This is a genomic window from Catenibacterium sp. (genome assembly GCF_052354645.1).
Classification (GTDB): domain Bacteria; phylum Bacillota_I; class Bacilli_A; order Erysipelotrichales; family Coprobacillaceae; genus Catenibacterium; species Catenibacterium mitsuoka_A.
In genome coordinates, this window is sequence record NZ_DAWDDM010000014.1 from 1 (window position 1) to 14,582 (window position 14,582).

General features: G+C 33.9%; 15 protein-coding genes. 4 read left to right on the top strand and 11 right to left on the bottom strand.

From position 1 onward, the window contains the following. From ACT8VG_RS01380 to ACT8VG_RS01425, 10 genes are all read right to left on the bottom strand, one after another. A partial coding sequence (locus tag ACT8VG_RS01380) for a transposase (protein WP_444195053.1) occupies window positions 1–494 on the bottom strand: 494 nt, incomplete at its 3' end. A gap of 11 nt (window positions 495–505) precedes the next feature. Further along, a complete protein-coding gene (locus ACT8VG_RS01385; protein ID WP_444195054.1) occupies window positions 506–1,228 on the bottom strand; it encodes a transposase in 723 nt (240 codons plus the stop codon). A 68-nt stretch (window positions 1,229–1,296) separates the two neighbouring features. Further along, on the bottom strand, window positions 1,297–1,935 hold the full coding sequence (locus tag ACT8VG_RS01390; RefSeq protein WP_444195055.1) for an epoxyqueuosine reductase QueH: 639 nt from the start codon (window positions 1,933–1,935) through the stop codon (window positions 1,297–1,299). Then, window positions 1,935–2,960 carry a tRNA preQ1(34) S-adenosylmethionine ribosyltransferase-isomerase QueA gene (queA, locus tag ACT8VG_RS01395; RefSeq protein WP_055234297.1) on the bottom strand — a complete coding sequence of 342 codons (1,026 nt, stop codon included), beginning with the start codon at window positions 2,958–2,960 and terminating at the stop codon, window positions 1,935–1,937. The genes ACT8VG_RS01390 and queA overlap by 1 nt, the downstream gene beginning before the upstream one ends. 4 nt (window positions 2,961–2,964) lie before the next feature. Further along, window positions 2,965–4,098: a tRNA guanosine(34) transglycosylase Tgt gene (tgt, locus tag ACT8VG_RS01400; protein ID WP_022424920.1), complete on the bottom strand. Its 1,134-nt coding sequence runs from the start codon at window positions 4,096–4,098 to the stop codon at window positions 2,965–2,967. An 87-nt stretch (window positions 4,099–4,185) separates the two neighbouring features. Further along, the gene (locus tag ACT8VG_RS01405) at window positions 4,186–4,530 is read right to left on the bottom strand and encodes a hypothetical protein (RefSeq protein WP_444195056.1); all 345 of its coding nucleotides are present in this window, start codon (window positions 4,528–4,530) and stop codon (window positions 4,186–4,188) included. Further along, a complete protein-coding gene (locus tag ACT8VG_RS01410; RefSeq protein WP_117458536.1) occupies window positions 4,514–5,464 on the bottom strand; it encodes a TIGR03943 family putative permease subunit in 951 nt (316 codons plus the stop codon). Before ACT8VG_RS01410 ends, ACT8VG_RS01405 begins: the two co-directional genes overlap by 17 nt. A 3-nt stretch (window positions 5,465–5,467) precedes the next feature. Next, window positions 5,468–6,595, bottom strand: coding sequence for a CobW family GTP-binding protein (locus ACT8VG_RS01415; RefSeq protein ID WP_195920392.1), 1,128 nt, complete (start codon window positions 6,593–6,595; stop codon window positions 5,468–5,470). Between the two features lie 75 nt (window positions 6,596–6,670). Next, window positions 6,671–7,474 carry an HAD family hydrolase gene (locus ACT8VG_RS01420; protein WP_432267621.1) on the bottom strand — a complete coding sequence of 268 codons (804 nt, stop codon included), beginning with the start codon at window positions 7,472–7,474 and terminating at the stop codon, window positions 6,671–6,673. A gap of 2 nt (window positions 7,475–7,476) precedes the next feature. After that, window positions 7,477–8,325: a MurR/RpiR family transcriptional regulator gene (locus tag ACT8VG_RS01425; protein ID WP_444195057.1), complete on the bottom strand. Its 849-nt coding sequence runs from the start codon at window positions 8,323–8,325 to the stop codon at window positions 7,477–7,479. Between the two features lie 84 nt (window positions 8,326–8,409). Between ACT8VG_RS01425 and ACT8VG_RS01430 the strand changes: the two genes are divergently transcribed. Together ACT8VG_RS01430 and ACT8VG_RS01435 are read left to right on the top strand one after the other, a co-directional pair. Next, window positions 8,410–9,201, top strand: a complete 792-nt coding sequence (locus ACT8VG_RS01430) for a histidinol-phosphatase HisJ family protein (RefSeq protein ID WP_444195058.1) — start codon at window positions 8,410–8,412, stop codon at window positions 9,199–9,201. 397 nt (window positions 9,202–9,598) lie between these two features. Continuing rightward, window positions 9,599–9,895 carry a PTS sugar transporter subunit IIB gene (locus ACT8VG_RS01435; RefSeq protein ID WP_187011919.1) on the top strand — a complete coding sequence of 99 codons (297 nt, stop codon included), beginning with the start codon at window positions 9,599–9,601 and terminating at the stop codon, window positions 9,893–9,895. A 52-nt stretch (window positions 9,896–9,947) separates the two neighbouring features. On the opposite strand, the gene ACT8VG_RS01440 is transcribed toward ACT8VG_RS01435, so the two are convergent. Beyond that, a complete protein-coding gene (locus tag ACT8VG_RS01440; RefSeq protein ID WP_444195059.1) occupies window positions 9,948–12,053 on the bottom strand; it encodes a SulP family inorganic anion transporter in 2,106 nt (701 codons plus the stop codon). 186 nt (window positions 12,054–12,239) lie between these two features. On the opposite strand from ACT8VG_RS01440, the gene serC reads away from it, so the two are divergent. Beyond that, entirely contained in the window at window positions 12,240–13,325 is a 1,086-nt protein-coding gene (serC, locus tag ACT8VG_RS01445) for a 3-phosphoserine/phosphohydroxythreonine transaminase (protein WP_432270872.1), read from the top strand. Between the two features lies 1 nt (window position 13,326). Beyond that, window positions 13,327–14,493 (top strand): phosphoglycerate dehydrogenase, encoded by a 1,167-nt coding sequence (locus tag ACT8VG_RS01450; protein WP_187011922.1) that lies wholly within the window; start codon window positions 13,327–13,329, stop codon window positions 14,491–14,493. Window positions 14,494–14,582 lie beyond the last annotated feature (89 nt).

Sequence of the window (14,582 nt, forward strand, 5' to 3'; positions counted from 1 at the left end):
ACGCCCCTTGTATCAGTAGTTACCTTATCCACCTCAAACTCATGACCAGCAGGACATATATACCCACCATCTTCTGTTCTCTCAAAATGAGAGGCTCTGAATCTATTTTTATCATTCGTCTTCTTTGATTCTTCATAATATCCTGGATACTTCATAAACAGCTCAATACCGTTTTCCCTGCAGTACATATAGTTATCATAGCTACCATAGCCTGCATCAGCAGGTGTCTTTAAAGGAAGCTTACCATACATAAGCTTATACTTCTCCATGAAGGGAATATATGTCTGAATATCAGAACAGTCACTGCTTACGTAAATGTTTCTGATGAAGCCGTCACTCACGCCTACCTGGACATTGTATCCAGGCTTGAAAACGTTAGTATGATTATAATAGTCATACTTCATGTGCATGAATGTTGCATCAGGGTCTGTCTTGGAACAGCTGTTTCTGTCACCAAGCATATCAAAATGCAGTGCATATTCAAAAAGTTTCATCGCTTCTTTCGCTAGCTCATCATAAAGCTTCTGAATCTCGCTCTTTCTGCATCCTTTTCATGAACGAACTCTATTCCATTGTCCTTCATGTAAATCTCTATTTTATCTGTAACTCTCAATAGATAATCAATATTTGGCTCTCTAAGAATGGAGTATCTGCAGTTGATATTCTGTTCCTTAAAGAACTTATTGATTCTTTTGATAGTATCATTACACTTCTTCCACTGTCTTTCCCTATGTCTGACAGTATTTTTTCTCCATATGAATGTGTTCTTGTTGGCATTGGCTTCATACTTAGTACCGTCAATGCATAATACATCTGTATCAATAGGAAGCTCATCCTCCATGATTCTGTTCATTTCATAGAATATCTCTTCAACGGACATAATGAGATCATCATGGATGAATCTCTGAAATGCCTGATGAGAAGGCTTCTGATTCTGTGCGATGAACATATATCTGATGTCAGTTCTGCATAGTTCTGCAAGCTTTCTTGTAGATGCATAACCATTATCCGCAAAAGCAAGCAGAAGCAGTCTGAGCATCATGAGACCATCATACCCGTGAGAATTTCTATGAGTGAAGTCAACAAACTTGTTTATATCTATCCTTTCCGTAACTTCAATCACAGTTCTTGAAATATCATCAGCAGGTATATCTTTTTCAAAAGAAATATTAAAATCTAGTAGCGCATATGTCTGATATGCCGTATAATCTTGTTGGTATGTTTTCATGGTAGAATTAATGTACCATAAAAGGCGGACTTCGGTCCGCCTTTTACTGTTTATGAAACTATAATGAGTTATTTACCCGTTACAGCCCCTTTTTCTCTTTCTAGCATTTCCTGATAGCTATAAACACAGCCACAGTAGTTCTGTCTATACATATGATATTCATCACTCATACGTGTTGATTTCAAATAACCATTATCCTTCTTAAAATCACTATGAAGGAATTTTGGTGTCTCTAGATCTAAATCATCACCAATCTCATTGATCCATTGGCTATTCTTATGAGGAGAAACAGACAACACAGTTGTCCAATAATCAAAACCATGCATTCTAGCATAATCTCTTGCTTTCTCCATTCTTACCTTATAACACACATAACAGCGGTAGCCCTTTTCCCCAGTATCCTTATATGGCGCAATATGCGTTAAATATTCTTCAGGATCATAGGTGTCTTCTACCACCTGCACATTCTGGTTCTCTTTATCATTGAACTCTTTCACAAATCTTTCTAATTCAGATTCACGACGATGATACTCATCAGCAGGGTAGATATTACTATTTGTATAATAAATAGTAATATCAAAGTACTGACATAACTCTTTAATCACATTAGAAGAACAAGGACCACAGCATGCATGAAGCAATAACTTTGGACGTCCTTCTAAATGTTTAAGAGTCTCCAACATCACTAAACGGTAATTCTGTTTCATTAGTGGATAAACATTGCATCACCAAATGAGAAGAAACGATATTTCTCATTTACTGCAATCTTATAGGCATTTAAGATATGTTCTCTACCTGCAAGAGCACTTACAAGCATCACTAATGTAGACTTAGGAAGATGGAAGTTTGTGATCAATGCATCAATACCAGTAAATGTATAACCAGGATAAATAAAGATATTTGTATTTTCATGAGCTGCTTTGAAGCATCCATATTTAGAATGGTTGGCTTCTAATGTACGACAAGAAGTAGTACCCACCGCAATAATACGTCTACCTTCTTTTTTAGCCTGATTTAATTTTTCAGCCACTTCTTCACTGATTTCATAATATTCACTATGCATATGATGTTCTAATACATTTTCTACCTTAACAGGTCTAAATGTGCCTAAACCAACATGTAAAGTCACATCTAGGATTTCGACCCCTTTTTCTCTTACTTTCTGAAGTAATTCTTCAGTAAAATGTAAGCCTGCAGTAGGGGCAGCAGCACTACCTTCTACTTTTGCATAGACTGTCTGATAACGATCAGGATCATTTAACTTTTCTTTAATATATGGTGGTAAAGGCATAATACCTAACTGATCTAGAATTTCATAGAAAATTCCATCATAAATCATCTTGAAGATACGAATACCTTCTTCTCTGATTTCAGTACACTGAGCCTTTAAACGACCATCACCAAAAGTAATCACAGTACCTAGCTTTACAATCTTCGCATTACCTACTAAACATTCCCATAAATCATCATGAAGATCCTTTAATAAAAGAACTTCTACATGTCCACCAGTTTCTTCCTTAAGACCATAAAGACGTGCTGGAATAACCTTTGTATTATTTCTTACAAGCACATCACCTGGCTTTAGATAATCTAGAATATCATAGAAGTGTTTATGTTCAACATCTCCTGTTTCTTTATCTAGAACCATTAAACGTGAAGTATCACGTTTCTTTAATGGTGTCTGTGCAATTAATTCTTCCGGAAGATCATAATCAAATAATTCAATATCCATAAAACTAAAACGCCCTTTCATAAACATCACGACCATACTGTTCTAAGAATTCTTCCTTAAAATCAGCTAAACGGTCTTCTTGAATTGCTTTTCTAATATCTGCTGCAAGATCTAATAAGAATGCAACATTGTGAATAGATAATAAAGACTTACCAAAGATTTCATCACACTTATGAAGATGTCTTAAATAAGCTCTTGTATAATTTCTACATGCATAACAATGACACTTATCATCAATAGGAGTAAAGTCACGTTTATACTTTTCATTATTGATATTCATACGTCCATGATGTGTCATAAGTGCACCATGTCTTGCGACACGTGTAGGAAGTACACAGTCAAACATATCAATACCTCTCATAGCACCTTCAATTAAATCAATAGGATTACCTACACCCATTAAATATCTAGGCTTATCTTCAGGTAACCACTTAACACTATCTTCAATCATTTTATACATGATTGGTTTAGGTTCACCTACAGAAGTACCACCAATAGAATAACCAGGGAAATCCATATCAACTAAAGTCTTAGCACTTAGTTCACGTAAATCCGCAAACTCACCACCCTGGACAATACCAAATAAAGCCTGGTCTTCTCTCTTATGTGCTTCCTGACCTCTCTTAGCCCATCTTAATGTTCTTTCTACAGAGTTCTTCATATAATCATGAGTACATGGATAAGGTGCACATTCATCAAAACTCATAATAATATCAGCCCCTAAATCTTCCTGAATTGCGATAGACTTTTCAGGAGATAAGAATAGCTTAGAACCATCCACAATACTCTTGAAGGTAACACCCTCTTCTTCAATCTTACGTGTCTTACCTAATGAGAATACCTGGAATCCTCCAGAGTCTGTAAGAATAGGTCCATCATAGTTCATGAACTGATGAAGCCCTCCTGCATCTCTTACAATATCACTTCCTGGTCTTAACCATAAATGATAAGTATTCGCAAGTACAACCTGAGAACCCATTTCTTTAAGCTGTTCAGGAGAAATACCTTTTACTGTTGCCAGTGTTCCTACAGGCATGAACATAGGTGTTTCTACATCACCATGTGGTGTATGAAGAATCCCATATCTTGCGCCTGTCTGTTTACATACGTGTTTACATTCATACCAAAAATCTTTCATTTTATCACCTCGATAACCTTGGATATTATACGAAAAAATACGCATTAAATCAATAAAAAAGGGGAAAGCTCCCCTTTCTTAAGAATATTATTTGTGTTTTAAGTCATCCAGTTTTTTTAGGATTAGAAGACCAAAGATAATAATCAGTCCAATAATCACTAAGCCATAGGATCTAATATTTGTATTTGTATTGTAAGGGTGACTAATAGATATTATTTGTTCTACACAAACTAAGGCGAAAAGTGATGCAATAAACCAAATGAAAAATTTTACTACAAGACTGTGTTTTAGATACTTCTTGATACTGTTCTTCATATATGTTCCTCCAAACTGAAGTGTTATTTCTTTCATATATATTTTACCATTATCCCCCCCTAAAAGAAGCATAATAAAAAAATCCAGGAAAAATCCTGGATTAATCAAATGTAACATATTCGTTATCTAAAGGTTTAGCCCCTTCAACATGATCTACATCAAGAACACAGATATTCGCATTCATAGATGGATCATATTCAATATGTGTATGACCTTCTAATAGAAGCCATTCATTAGGTATGAATTTAGACGCATATTCACTTACACAAAGCATACCAATTAATGAAGTATCCTGTTCACAGCATACCATTGCATAACGACCAAGAATAAAACCATTAGGAATCACTTTATCACGACCTATGAATTTACCTTTAATTTTAATTGTCTTTTGATCATAACGTTCTGGATGTTCCATCGCATCATAACAGAAGATACCAAAATCATGATCCGCAACTTCTAAATGATCCTGTGTATAATCATATGGTAATTCATCATCCTGCATAGTATTGACAGAACCATCTTTATTTTCATAGATGATCTGACATACAGGATTCATTGCCTTGATGTTGTTTCTTAAAGTAGACTTCTTCATACCATCTTCAATACGGTTAAAGATGACTAAATCACTCTTAGCACAATGTTGGAATAAAAGTGCACGCATGTTATTCACATAAAGCTGGAAAGTAGAGGCATTGATAGTAGTTAGAATCTGTACAACATCCCAGTTTTCAGGGAATGGTGATTCTACAAACTGATCTACATTCCACATACCATTAAATTCTACAAGAACCTGTGTAGGATGATATTTCTCCTTTAAATCCTTAAAGAAATCGGCAGTCAAGTCTTCTTCATTCTCTACATAAACGATTTCACAGTTATGTTCCTTAATAGCAGCTTCATTATATTCTACTTCACCTTCTTCTGTCACAATAAGCACAGATGTCTCATAATCACAGAAGTCAGTATTAATAATAGTATCGTTGATAAATGTTGTTTTACCACTTTCTAAAAAGCCAGTAAATAGATAAATTCTTGTTTCTAAATTATCCATACATTAACCTTTCATTAAATCATAGATTTTATGTGCATCAAGCTTTTCACCAATCACACACATTCTTCCACCAACATCTGGTGTACATTCACGGATTTCATAATCACCACTTACAAAGTCAAACTCAAACCACTTACCATCAGTACCCTTCACAATACCCTTAGAACGTAGAATATGACCTAAAGATTCATCAGTACCTAAAGTCTTTAACTTATCATCAAGTTCTTCTTTAGTAAATGGATGTGCTGTTTCAATACCGATACTATTGAATACTTCATCTGCATCATGCATATCTTCTTCATCAAAGTATAATGTGCTTTCTCCATCATGGTGATGATGATGTTCATGATCGTGATGATGACCACATTCACATTCATGATCATGGTCATGGTGATGTTCACATTCGTGGTCATGATCATGATGGTGTCCACATTCACATTCATGGTCATGATCATGGTGATGATGATGTTCATGATGATGACCATGAACACTTTCCTGATGTTCCTTTTCAGCTGCAATCAATGCCTTTTCTAAAGCATCCTTATGATTACTTGCTTCAAGAATCATATCACCTGTAATCTGATCCCATGGAGTAGTAACGACTGGTGCATGAGGATTTAATTCTCTAATAATATCTAAACATTCCGCAATCTTTTCTTCAGACACATCCTGTGAACGGCTTAAGATTACACAGCTTGCTGCACCAATTTGGTTATTAAAGAACTCACCAAAGTTCTTATGATACATCTTACATTTCTTTGCATCTACTACAGTAAAGAAACGATCAAGTGTTAAATCAGCACCATGTACCTTCTGTACAGCCGCAATAATATCAGATAACTTACCAACACCTGTTGGTTCAATAATAATACGATCAGGATGATATGTATCTACAACTTCCTTTAAAGCTGTTTCAAAATCACCTGCAAGACTGCAACAAATACAACCCTGACTCAATTCATTGACAGTAATACCTGCATCACGCATAAAACCACCATCAATTCCAATTTCACCAAACTCATTTTCAATGAGTACTAACTTTTCATCTTTTAAAGATTCATTTAATAATTTTTTAATAAGTGTTGTTTTACCAGCACCTAAGAATCCAGAAATAATATCAACTTTTGCCATTTTATTGACTCCTTTCTTAACCATTTCACATTATATCATTTTTCTTAAAAAACGCTCAAAAAATGATAAAAAAGCTTATATAAACTTTTCAATAAATACACCTATTCCATTGGAATCTTTATCCTTTGTGACATAGTCAGCTGCATCTTTCGCATGAATAGAACCATTTTCCATCACAACACCAATACCTGCTTCTTCCAACATATCTATATCATTATCTTCATCACCAAAAGCCATACATTGAGATATAGAAATATCATGAAGAGCTAAAGCCTCTTTTAAACCATTAGACTTAGATACATGAGGATCCATATATTCATACAAGAAACTGGTAGTCACTAAGGCAGACGCTTTATAGTCTTTATTCTTAAATGATTTAGAACGTTCCACTATCTGAGGCATATAGCTTGGATCACATATAATCATCAACTTACGATAAGGACGTGTTAAGAACGTATCAAAATCAACAACCCTATATTCAATCCCATCACCCTCAGCCATATCTCTAATATAATCATCATCCTTAGGTGCATATAGAATACCTTCATGACAGATTGTAAAGTTACAATCCATATCTTTGTAATGATTCATGATTTCTTTAATCAATTCAGGACTCAAAGTATGATTCTCCTGATATATATCAAGAATATAATCATCAATCTCAGAACCTCCAGAACCCACTACAAAATCAATGCATCCTTCAATACCCCATGATTTCATATGATTTTTTACACTATCTGCATCTCTACCTGTACATATTCCAAATAATACTCCTTTACTTCTTGCTTTCTTAATAGATGAAACAGTTCTTTCATCTACAACCTGTTTACTAGTTAGTAATGTTCCATCAACATCACATACAATAGCTCGTATATCCATATTTATTCTCCCGTCATTCTTTTGTAGTACTCTGTTTTCTTTTCAATATTCTCTTCATAATGTCTTTTGAAATATGCTGTATAAAGAGTATCTAATACAAATAATAGACTTAATCTGGTACTATAGGAAGACATTTTCTTATAGTGATTTTCTTTTGAACTTAAGAATAACTGATAATCATAATACTTGATCTCAGGATGATATTCAGTAGAAGAAATTAGTACAGTAGGGATATGATTCTTATGCAAAATAGAAGGAATCTTTTCTGATAACATCCCACGGCCATTAAAGGTAATGACTATTGCAAGGTGAGAAGAATCACTTGATGCGGCAAGTAATTGTGATTGATATTCTTCTGAAGGAACATTAACCTGTTTTCCAATCTCTAACATCTGAAAACTAAAATTCTTCGCAAAGAATAAATGACCTGCTGAAGTATAAATATCAATCTGTTGTGAAGAATCCATTAACTGTACAATACCTTGTAATGTATCTAAATCAAAAAGGTGACTTGTTTCTAATACTGTTTGATTATAGTCTTCTTTTAATAATTCAATCATTTCATGATGTGTCTGATATTTCTTGATTGGATAATCAAAATCAAATGTCTCATCCATCTTTTTATATTCAGATAATGAAGATGATAATTTTACTTTTAAATCAGATAATCCTGATGTGCCACATTTAGTCGCTAAGCGATAAATAGAAGTCACAGAAACAAAACATGCTTCACTTATTTCCTGGGCAGACATATGAATTACTTTCTCAGGATTCTCTAAAATGTATTTCGCAATCATCTTTTCACTTGTTGTAAAGTCTGTCTTTGTTTGTAGTAATGTATAGATGTTCATAGAAAACCTCCTAAAATATTTATTATATTTCTATAACTATGTATATGTATGTGTTATAATCCCAAAAAAAGGAAGGTGATATTTATGACAGATGGACATATGCATCTAGAATATGGGAATCTCTCAAAAGAATATGTACTACAGTTTGTGGAAAGTGCAGTAAAGAATGGTATGGATGAAATACAGATTCTTGATCACACACATCGTTTTAAAGAATTTAGACCTATTTATGAAGGCGTAAGAAAAGCATCTCCTTATCAGGAAGAATGGTTAAACAATAAAGAAATGAAGTTTCATAGTACTTTAGATGAATATTGTGCTTTAATTAAAGAAATCAAGGCAATGGATTTACCTATTAAGGTTTCTTTTGGTTTAGAGGTATGTTATGTACCTGAATATGAAGAAACAATTCGAGAAATATTAAAATCTTATCATTTTGATTTCTTAGTAGGAGCCATTCATTCTATCGATGGTAAACTCTATGATATGAAATGGTCAGAAGAAATCTTATGGAACAAGTATCCTGTGGATGAAATCTATAAGAGATACTATGAATGTGTTTTCTCACTTGTAAAGTCTGATTTATTTACACAGCTTGCACATCCAGATACGATTAAGATGTTTGGCCATTATCCTACTTATGACTTACAGCCTACATATGATGAACTTGCTGAATTATTAAATGAACATCATATGAAAGCAGAAAACAATGTAGGATGTTACTATCGTTATCATACACCTGATATTGGCTTATCAGACCAGTTATTACAGACTTTGAAAAAACATCATGTTCAGATGATTACTGCAAGTGATGCGCATCATCCAGAAGATGTAGGTCGTAATATAGCGGATGTCTGGGAAAAAACAATGAAGTAAGAGAAGATTGACAAATTTTTTTCATACAAAAGGAAATATGATGATTGAGTTTGATAAGTATTCTTCTAGTTCATGTGATTTCATAGAAATAAATGGAGAGAAATATATAATGAAACACATAGGAAAGGAGAATAACTTAACCAATTAAAGTCATCAGGTATGATAAATGATGAAAAAGTACTTGATGCTGCTTTGAGAATTATTGAAAAATATACAATTGTCAAACTCCTTAACAACGAAAGTGAAGACTGGGTCATCTTCACTTTTTTGATATATTTCTATCATAAAAGTATTTCAATAAAATATAAATATTGATAATTTTCTACCTTAATTTGTATTGAATAGCTCAACAGAATTTAATAAATATATAATAAATATAAAGGAAGGAGAGAGACTTATGAATAAAATCTTATTGGTATGTAATGCTGGTATGTCAACAAGTATGCTTGTATTAAAGATGGAAAAGGCAGCACAAGATAAAGGCATTGAAATGGAAGTGAAGGCTCTCCCAGTAACAGATGCAGAAAAAGAACTCAATGACTGGGATGTCATTATGTTAGGTCCACAAGTTCGTCATATGGAAAAGAGATTAAGAGAATTAACATCTACACCTATTGAAGTCATCAATATGCGTGACTATGGTATGATGAACGGTGAAAAGGTATTAGATGCTGCTTTGAAAATCCTCGGATAATATTTGATAATTGTATTACTCCTTAATGTAAAAAGTGAAGATGGGTTCATCTTCACTTTTTGTTTTTCTCCAGTTTTTCTAAATGTTTCTGATGGAGCTCTTTATAATGATTAAAAGCATGAGGATTTAATTCCTGTAGCTTCTTTTCATATTTACTACGGTACTGTTTTAATACACGTAATGTTTCAGGATTCATGTCATGTAACTTTTCTTCAATACGATCACGATATTGTTCGAGTCGTTCTTCTACATACTGCTCATTTTCATGAATTTTTTCCATGATTTCAGGAATATGCATTTCTAGTCTTGATAAGAATTCATCCGCTTCAATAAGTCCTATTTCACCAAAGTTAGTATGATTTTCAATATCTTTTAATAATTCAGGAGATAAGTCAGTTTTAGAATGAATCTTATCCAACATTTCCTGCGTCATCTTCTGTTTATACTTTTCAGCCTCATCACCAAAAGCCCATTCTAATTCAGGCTGTATAAATGAGATATGAGATGTTTCTAAATCTTCTAATGGATAAGGAGGGACAAGCCCACAATCTAATAATGCCTGCTGCATTGTACGTCTTACATGACCACTTGTAATTATTTCTATGCCACCATTTTCTCTCAATGCCTGATTAAGATGATCCATATGACGTGTTAGATAGAAATCTATATTTCTTTTCTGTAAATCATTATAGAAGATAATCAAACGATCAATTGCAGTGAAATCAATATTACTAATACCAGAAGCATCTACGATAACCTGCTCAGTATCTTCTTTTATCGCTTTTTCTATATCTTCCTGGAACTTATCAATATTCGCAAAGAATAGATTTCCTGGGAAACGATAAATAATAGTATGTCTAATTGGTCTTGCATTCGCATTCTTCTCTAGGTTAAAGAAACCTGTCTGCCCGGGAATAACACCTAGGAAATGGGCTGGTGGAGTGACTGCTTTAATAACTACAGCGAGGAAAGATAAGACAATACCAATTACAACACCATAAATAGTTCCAAAGATGAGTACTCCACAACATGCAGCCATAAAGATATAGAATTCATTTCTACTTTCTTTAAATAAACGTTTACCTAACGCAAAGTGACAGGCACCAAGTAAGGCGGTAATAACGATAGCAGTTAAAATAGGAACGGGAAGATATTCAATAAACCCTGTACCAAATAATAGAAGAAGTGTCATAGTTGCAGCAGCTGATAAGCTCATCACCTGAGTCTTACATCCATACTGTCTTGCAAGTCCTGTTCTAGAAACAGAACCATTAGTCGGACAACATCCTACAAGTGAAGTAGCTAGTTCAGCCATACCATAGGCAAATATTTCTTTATTTCCATCTAATTTATAGCCATCTTTCATTGCATTACCCTGTGCGGATAATAGAGTCTGTGCGAGTACAACTATCGCAATAGATAATGTAGTAAAGAATAAAGCAGAAATATCTACATGGGCAATAGAAGGAATCACAAGTTTTGGTAAACCTGGATCAACATGAGGCAATAGTTTTACTCCATATTTTTCTAAAGGGAATACAGCAGTTAATAAAGCTCCTATAAACATCATAAGAATAGGCATAGGAATCTTCTTATTTATTCTCTTTACAACAAGAATAATGACAAGGGTACTCATACCTAATACAAAAGATAAACCATTAAAGAGTGGTAATTCTTTAATAATATGATTGACTAATTCGAATATTTCACCTGTTCCTGTTGTCCCACCAAAGAGTTTAGGAACAAGCATCATAATAATAGATAAACAGATACCTGTTACGAATCCACCCATGACAGGTGTAGAAATATACTTAACTGCACGTCCTGCTTTAATAATTGAAAAGAAGATCAACCATAAAGCAACCATGAGTGCAATAACAGGGACCACTTGCATTGCTTCCTTTGTTCCTGCAGTAATGCCAAGAGTCGCCAATGCACTTCCAGTAAGAGCTGCAGGGGCTGCATCTACACCAAATACAAAATCATGACTCGTAGTAAATAAACTAAATACGAGAATAGGAACCAAAGAACCATATAAACCATAGACCATTGGTAGACCTGCTACCTGAGCATATCCCATTGATATAGGAATAGATATAAAAGCAACAATAATACCTGCAAAAATATCATTCATTGTCGCATTCTTAAATTTCTTCATAAGCCACCTCTTTCTTAATTTTAATTATAATGATTTATTAAGATGAGTCTATCTCTATCAAAATACGCCTATATTGTATACAATCTTGAATAATTTTCAAATTATTTGTATATTTTAATAATATAAGTAGACAAATTTGTATTTATCTAATATAATGCATATAAATTAACAAGGAGGAAATCGAAAATGACAGATAAGAGGGTTTATAATTTTTCTGCAGGACCATCTCAGTTACCTGTAGAGGTATTAAAGGAAGCAGCAGATCAGATGCTGAATTATAAAGGCTCAGGAATGAGCGTAATGGAGATGAGTCATCGTTCCTCAACATACCAAAAGATTTTTGATGATACAAAAGCAACTTTAAAGAAAGTTTTAAATATTCCAGATAACTATAAGATTCTATTATTACAAGGTGGGGCAACACAGGAATTCACAAACATTGCCTTAAACCTTATGGTGAATGGTAAATCAGATTATATCGTTACAGGAAGCTTCTCTGGCAAAGCGGCAAAAGAAGCGGCTAAGTTTGGGGATGTTCATATTGCCTATAACGGTAAGGAAAACGATTTTACAGAAATTCCTACACAGGATCAGCTAGATATTCGTGAAGGTGTTGATTATGTACACCTTTGTAACAACAACACTATCTATGGTACAGAGTGGAACTATGTACCAGATACAAAGGGTGCACCACTTGTAGTGGATATGTCTTCAGATATTTTATCAAGACCTGTAGATGTTTCTAAATATGGTGTTATTTATGCCGGGGCACAAAAGAATATGGGTATTGCCGGACTTGGTGTTGTGATTATTAGAGAAGATCTAGTAAAACCACATCCAGCTAATATTCCAGTTCTTTCTGAATTAGATACTATGTTAGAAAAGGATTCTATGTATAACACACCACCATGCTGGGCTATTTATATGTTAGGTCTAGTAGTGAAATGGATTGATGAACAGGGTGGACTAGAAGTGATGAAGGAAAAGAATGAAAAGAAAGCTAAACTTCTTTATGACTACTTAGATCAGTCTGACTTCTATAAACCACATGCAAAGAAAGATGCACGTTCTAATATGAATGTAACTTTCACAACACCATCTAAAGAATTAGATGCTGAATTTGTAAAGGAATCTATTGCAGCAGGTATGACAAACTTAAAAGGACATCGTAGTGTAGGTGGTATTAGAGCATCTATCTACAATGCAATGCCATATGAAGGTGTAGAATATTTAGTTAATTTCATGAAAGAATTCGAGGAGAAATATAAGTAATATGTATAAGATTAAAACTTTAAATAAGATTTCTGAACAGGGCTTAGAGATCTTTGATGATAATTATGAAGTCGGTGATAATTTAGAACATGAAGATGGAATCCTAGTCAGATCAGCTAAATTACATGACTATGATTTTCCAGCTGAATTAAAGGCTATCGCAAGAGCAGGTGCAGGTGTCAACAATATTCCTGTAGATACATGTACTGAAAAAGGAATCTGTGTATTTAATACACCAGGGGCTAATGCGAATGCGGTTAAAGAATTAGTGTTATGTGCTTTATTCTTAAGTTCAAGACAGGTGATTCCTGGTATTGAATGGGTAAAGACATTACCAGCTGATGATTTTGGAAAAGCTGTAGAAAAAGGTAAGAGCCAGTTTGTTGGTCCTGAAATTGATGGTAAGAAGCTTGGTGTTATTGGTTTAGGGGCAATTGGTGTGAATGTAGCCAATGCAGCTGTTAAATTAGGCATGGAAGTTTATGGTTATGATCCATATATCAGTGTCAATGCAGCATGGAAACTATCTAAATGGGTTCATAAAGCAGCTACTGTAGAAGAATTATTCAAAGAATGTGACTATATTACTATCCATGTACCAGCAACTCCTGACACAAAGAATATGATCAACAAGAAGTCACTTGCAATGATGAAAGACGGTGTACGTATCTTGAACTTTGCACGTGATACATTAGTAAATACTGAAGATATCATTAAAGCATTAAAGTCAGGTAAAGTGGCACGTTATATTACAGACTTTGGTTCTAAAGAACTTGTAGAAACTGAAAATACAGTTGTATTGCCACACTTAGGTGCTTCTACTCCAGAATCAGAAGATAACTGTGCAACTATGGCCGTAAAAGAAATGATTGATTACTTAGAAAATGGTAATATTCAGAACTCTGTTAACTTGCCTACAGTTGTAGAACCACGTACAACAACATATCGTGTATGTATTATTCATAAGAATATTCCTAACATGTTAGCAGTATTTGCGAACGCATTTGCGAAAAAGAGCATGAACATTGAAAACATGGTCAATAAAGCACGTGGTGAATATGCATATACTGTCATTGATACAAATGATTTATCAGAAGATATCACTAAAGTGATTGAAAATCACGAAGGTGTTATTAAAGCAAGAATTATTGCGAAGATTGTTTTCTAAATCCTTCTTTTTGAATAGTCCATCTAGTGATGGACTCAGACTGTTGACAAACTAAATGTTAACAGTCTTTTCTTTTAAAATCGAATAGT

What these genes read in the sequence shown, in the direction of transcription:
- ACT8VG_RS01440 (WP_444195059.1), bottom strand. Translation starts at nt 12,053, where the DNA reads ATGAAGAAATTTAAGAATGCGACAATGAATGATATTTTTGCAGGTATT.
- ACT8VG_RS01415 (WP_195920392.1), bottom strand. Translation starts at nt 6,595, where the DNA reads ATGGCAAAAGTTGATATTATTTCTGGATTCTTAGGTGCTGGTAAAACA.
- ACT8VG_RS01385 (WP_444195054.1), bottom strand. Translation starts at nt 1,228, where the DNA reads ATGAAAACATACCAACAAGATTATACGGCATATCAGACATATGCGCTA.
- ACT8VG_RS01420 (WP_432267621.1), bottom strand. Translation starts at nt 7,474, where the DNA reads ATGGATATACGAGCTATTGTATGTGATGTTGATGGAACATTACTAACT.
- ACT8VG_RS01435 (WP_187011919.1), top strand. Translation starts at nt 9,599, where the DNA reads ATGAATAAAATCTTATTGGTATGTAATGCTGGTATGTCAACAAGTATG.
- ACT8VG_RS01450 (WP_187011922.1), top strand. Translation starts at nt 13,327, where the DNA reads ATGTATAAGATTAAAACTTTAAATAAGATTTCTGAACAGGGCTTAGAG.
- ACT8VG_RS01405 (WP_444195056.1), bottom strand. Translation starts at nt 4,530, where the DNA reads ATGTTACATTTGATTAATCCAGGATTTTTCCTGGATTTTTTTATTATG.
- tgt (WP_022424920.1), bottom strand. Translation starts at nt 4,098, where the DNA reads ATGAAAGATTTTTGGTATGAATGTAAACACGTATGTAAACAGACAGGC.
- ACT8VG_RS01430 (WP_444195058.1), top strand. Translation starts at nt 8,410, where the DNA reads ATGACAGATGGACATATGCATCTAGAATATGGGAATCTCTCAAAAGAA.
- serC (WP_432270872.1), top strand. Translation starts at nt 12,240, where the DNA reads ATGACAGATAAGAGGGTTTATAATTTTTCTGCAGGACCATCTCAGTTA.
- ACT8VG_RS01410 (WP_117458536.1), bottom strand. Translation starts at nt 5,464, where the DNA reads ATGGATAATTTAGAAACAAGAATTTATCTATTTACTGGCTTTTTAGAA.
- queA (WP_055234297.1), bottom strand. Translation starts at nt 2,960, where the DNA reads ATGGATATTGAATTATTTGATTATGATCTTCCGGAAGAATTAATTGCA.
- ACT8VG_RS01390 (WP_444195055.1), bottom strand. Translation starts at nt 1,935, where the DNA reads ATGAAACAGAATTACCGTTTAGTGATGTTGGAGACTCTTAAACATTTA.
- ACT8VG_RS01425 (WP_444195057.1), bottom strand. Translation starts at nt 8,325, where the DNA reads ATGAACATCTATACATTACTACAAACAAAGACAGACTTTACAACAAGT.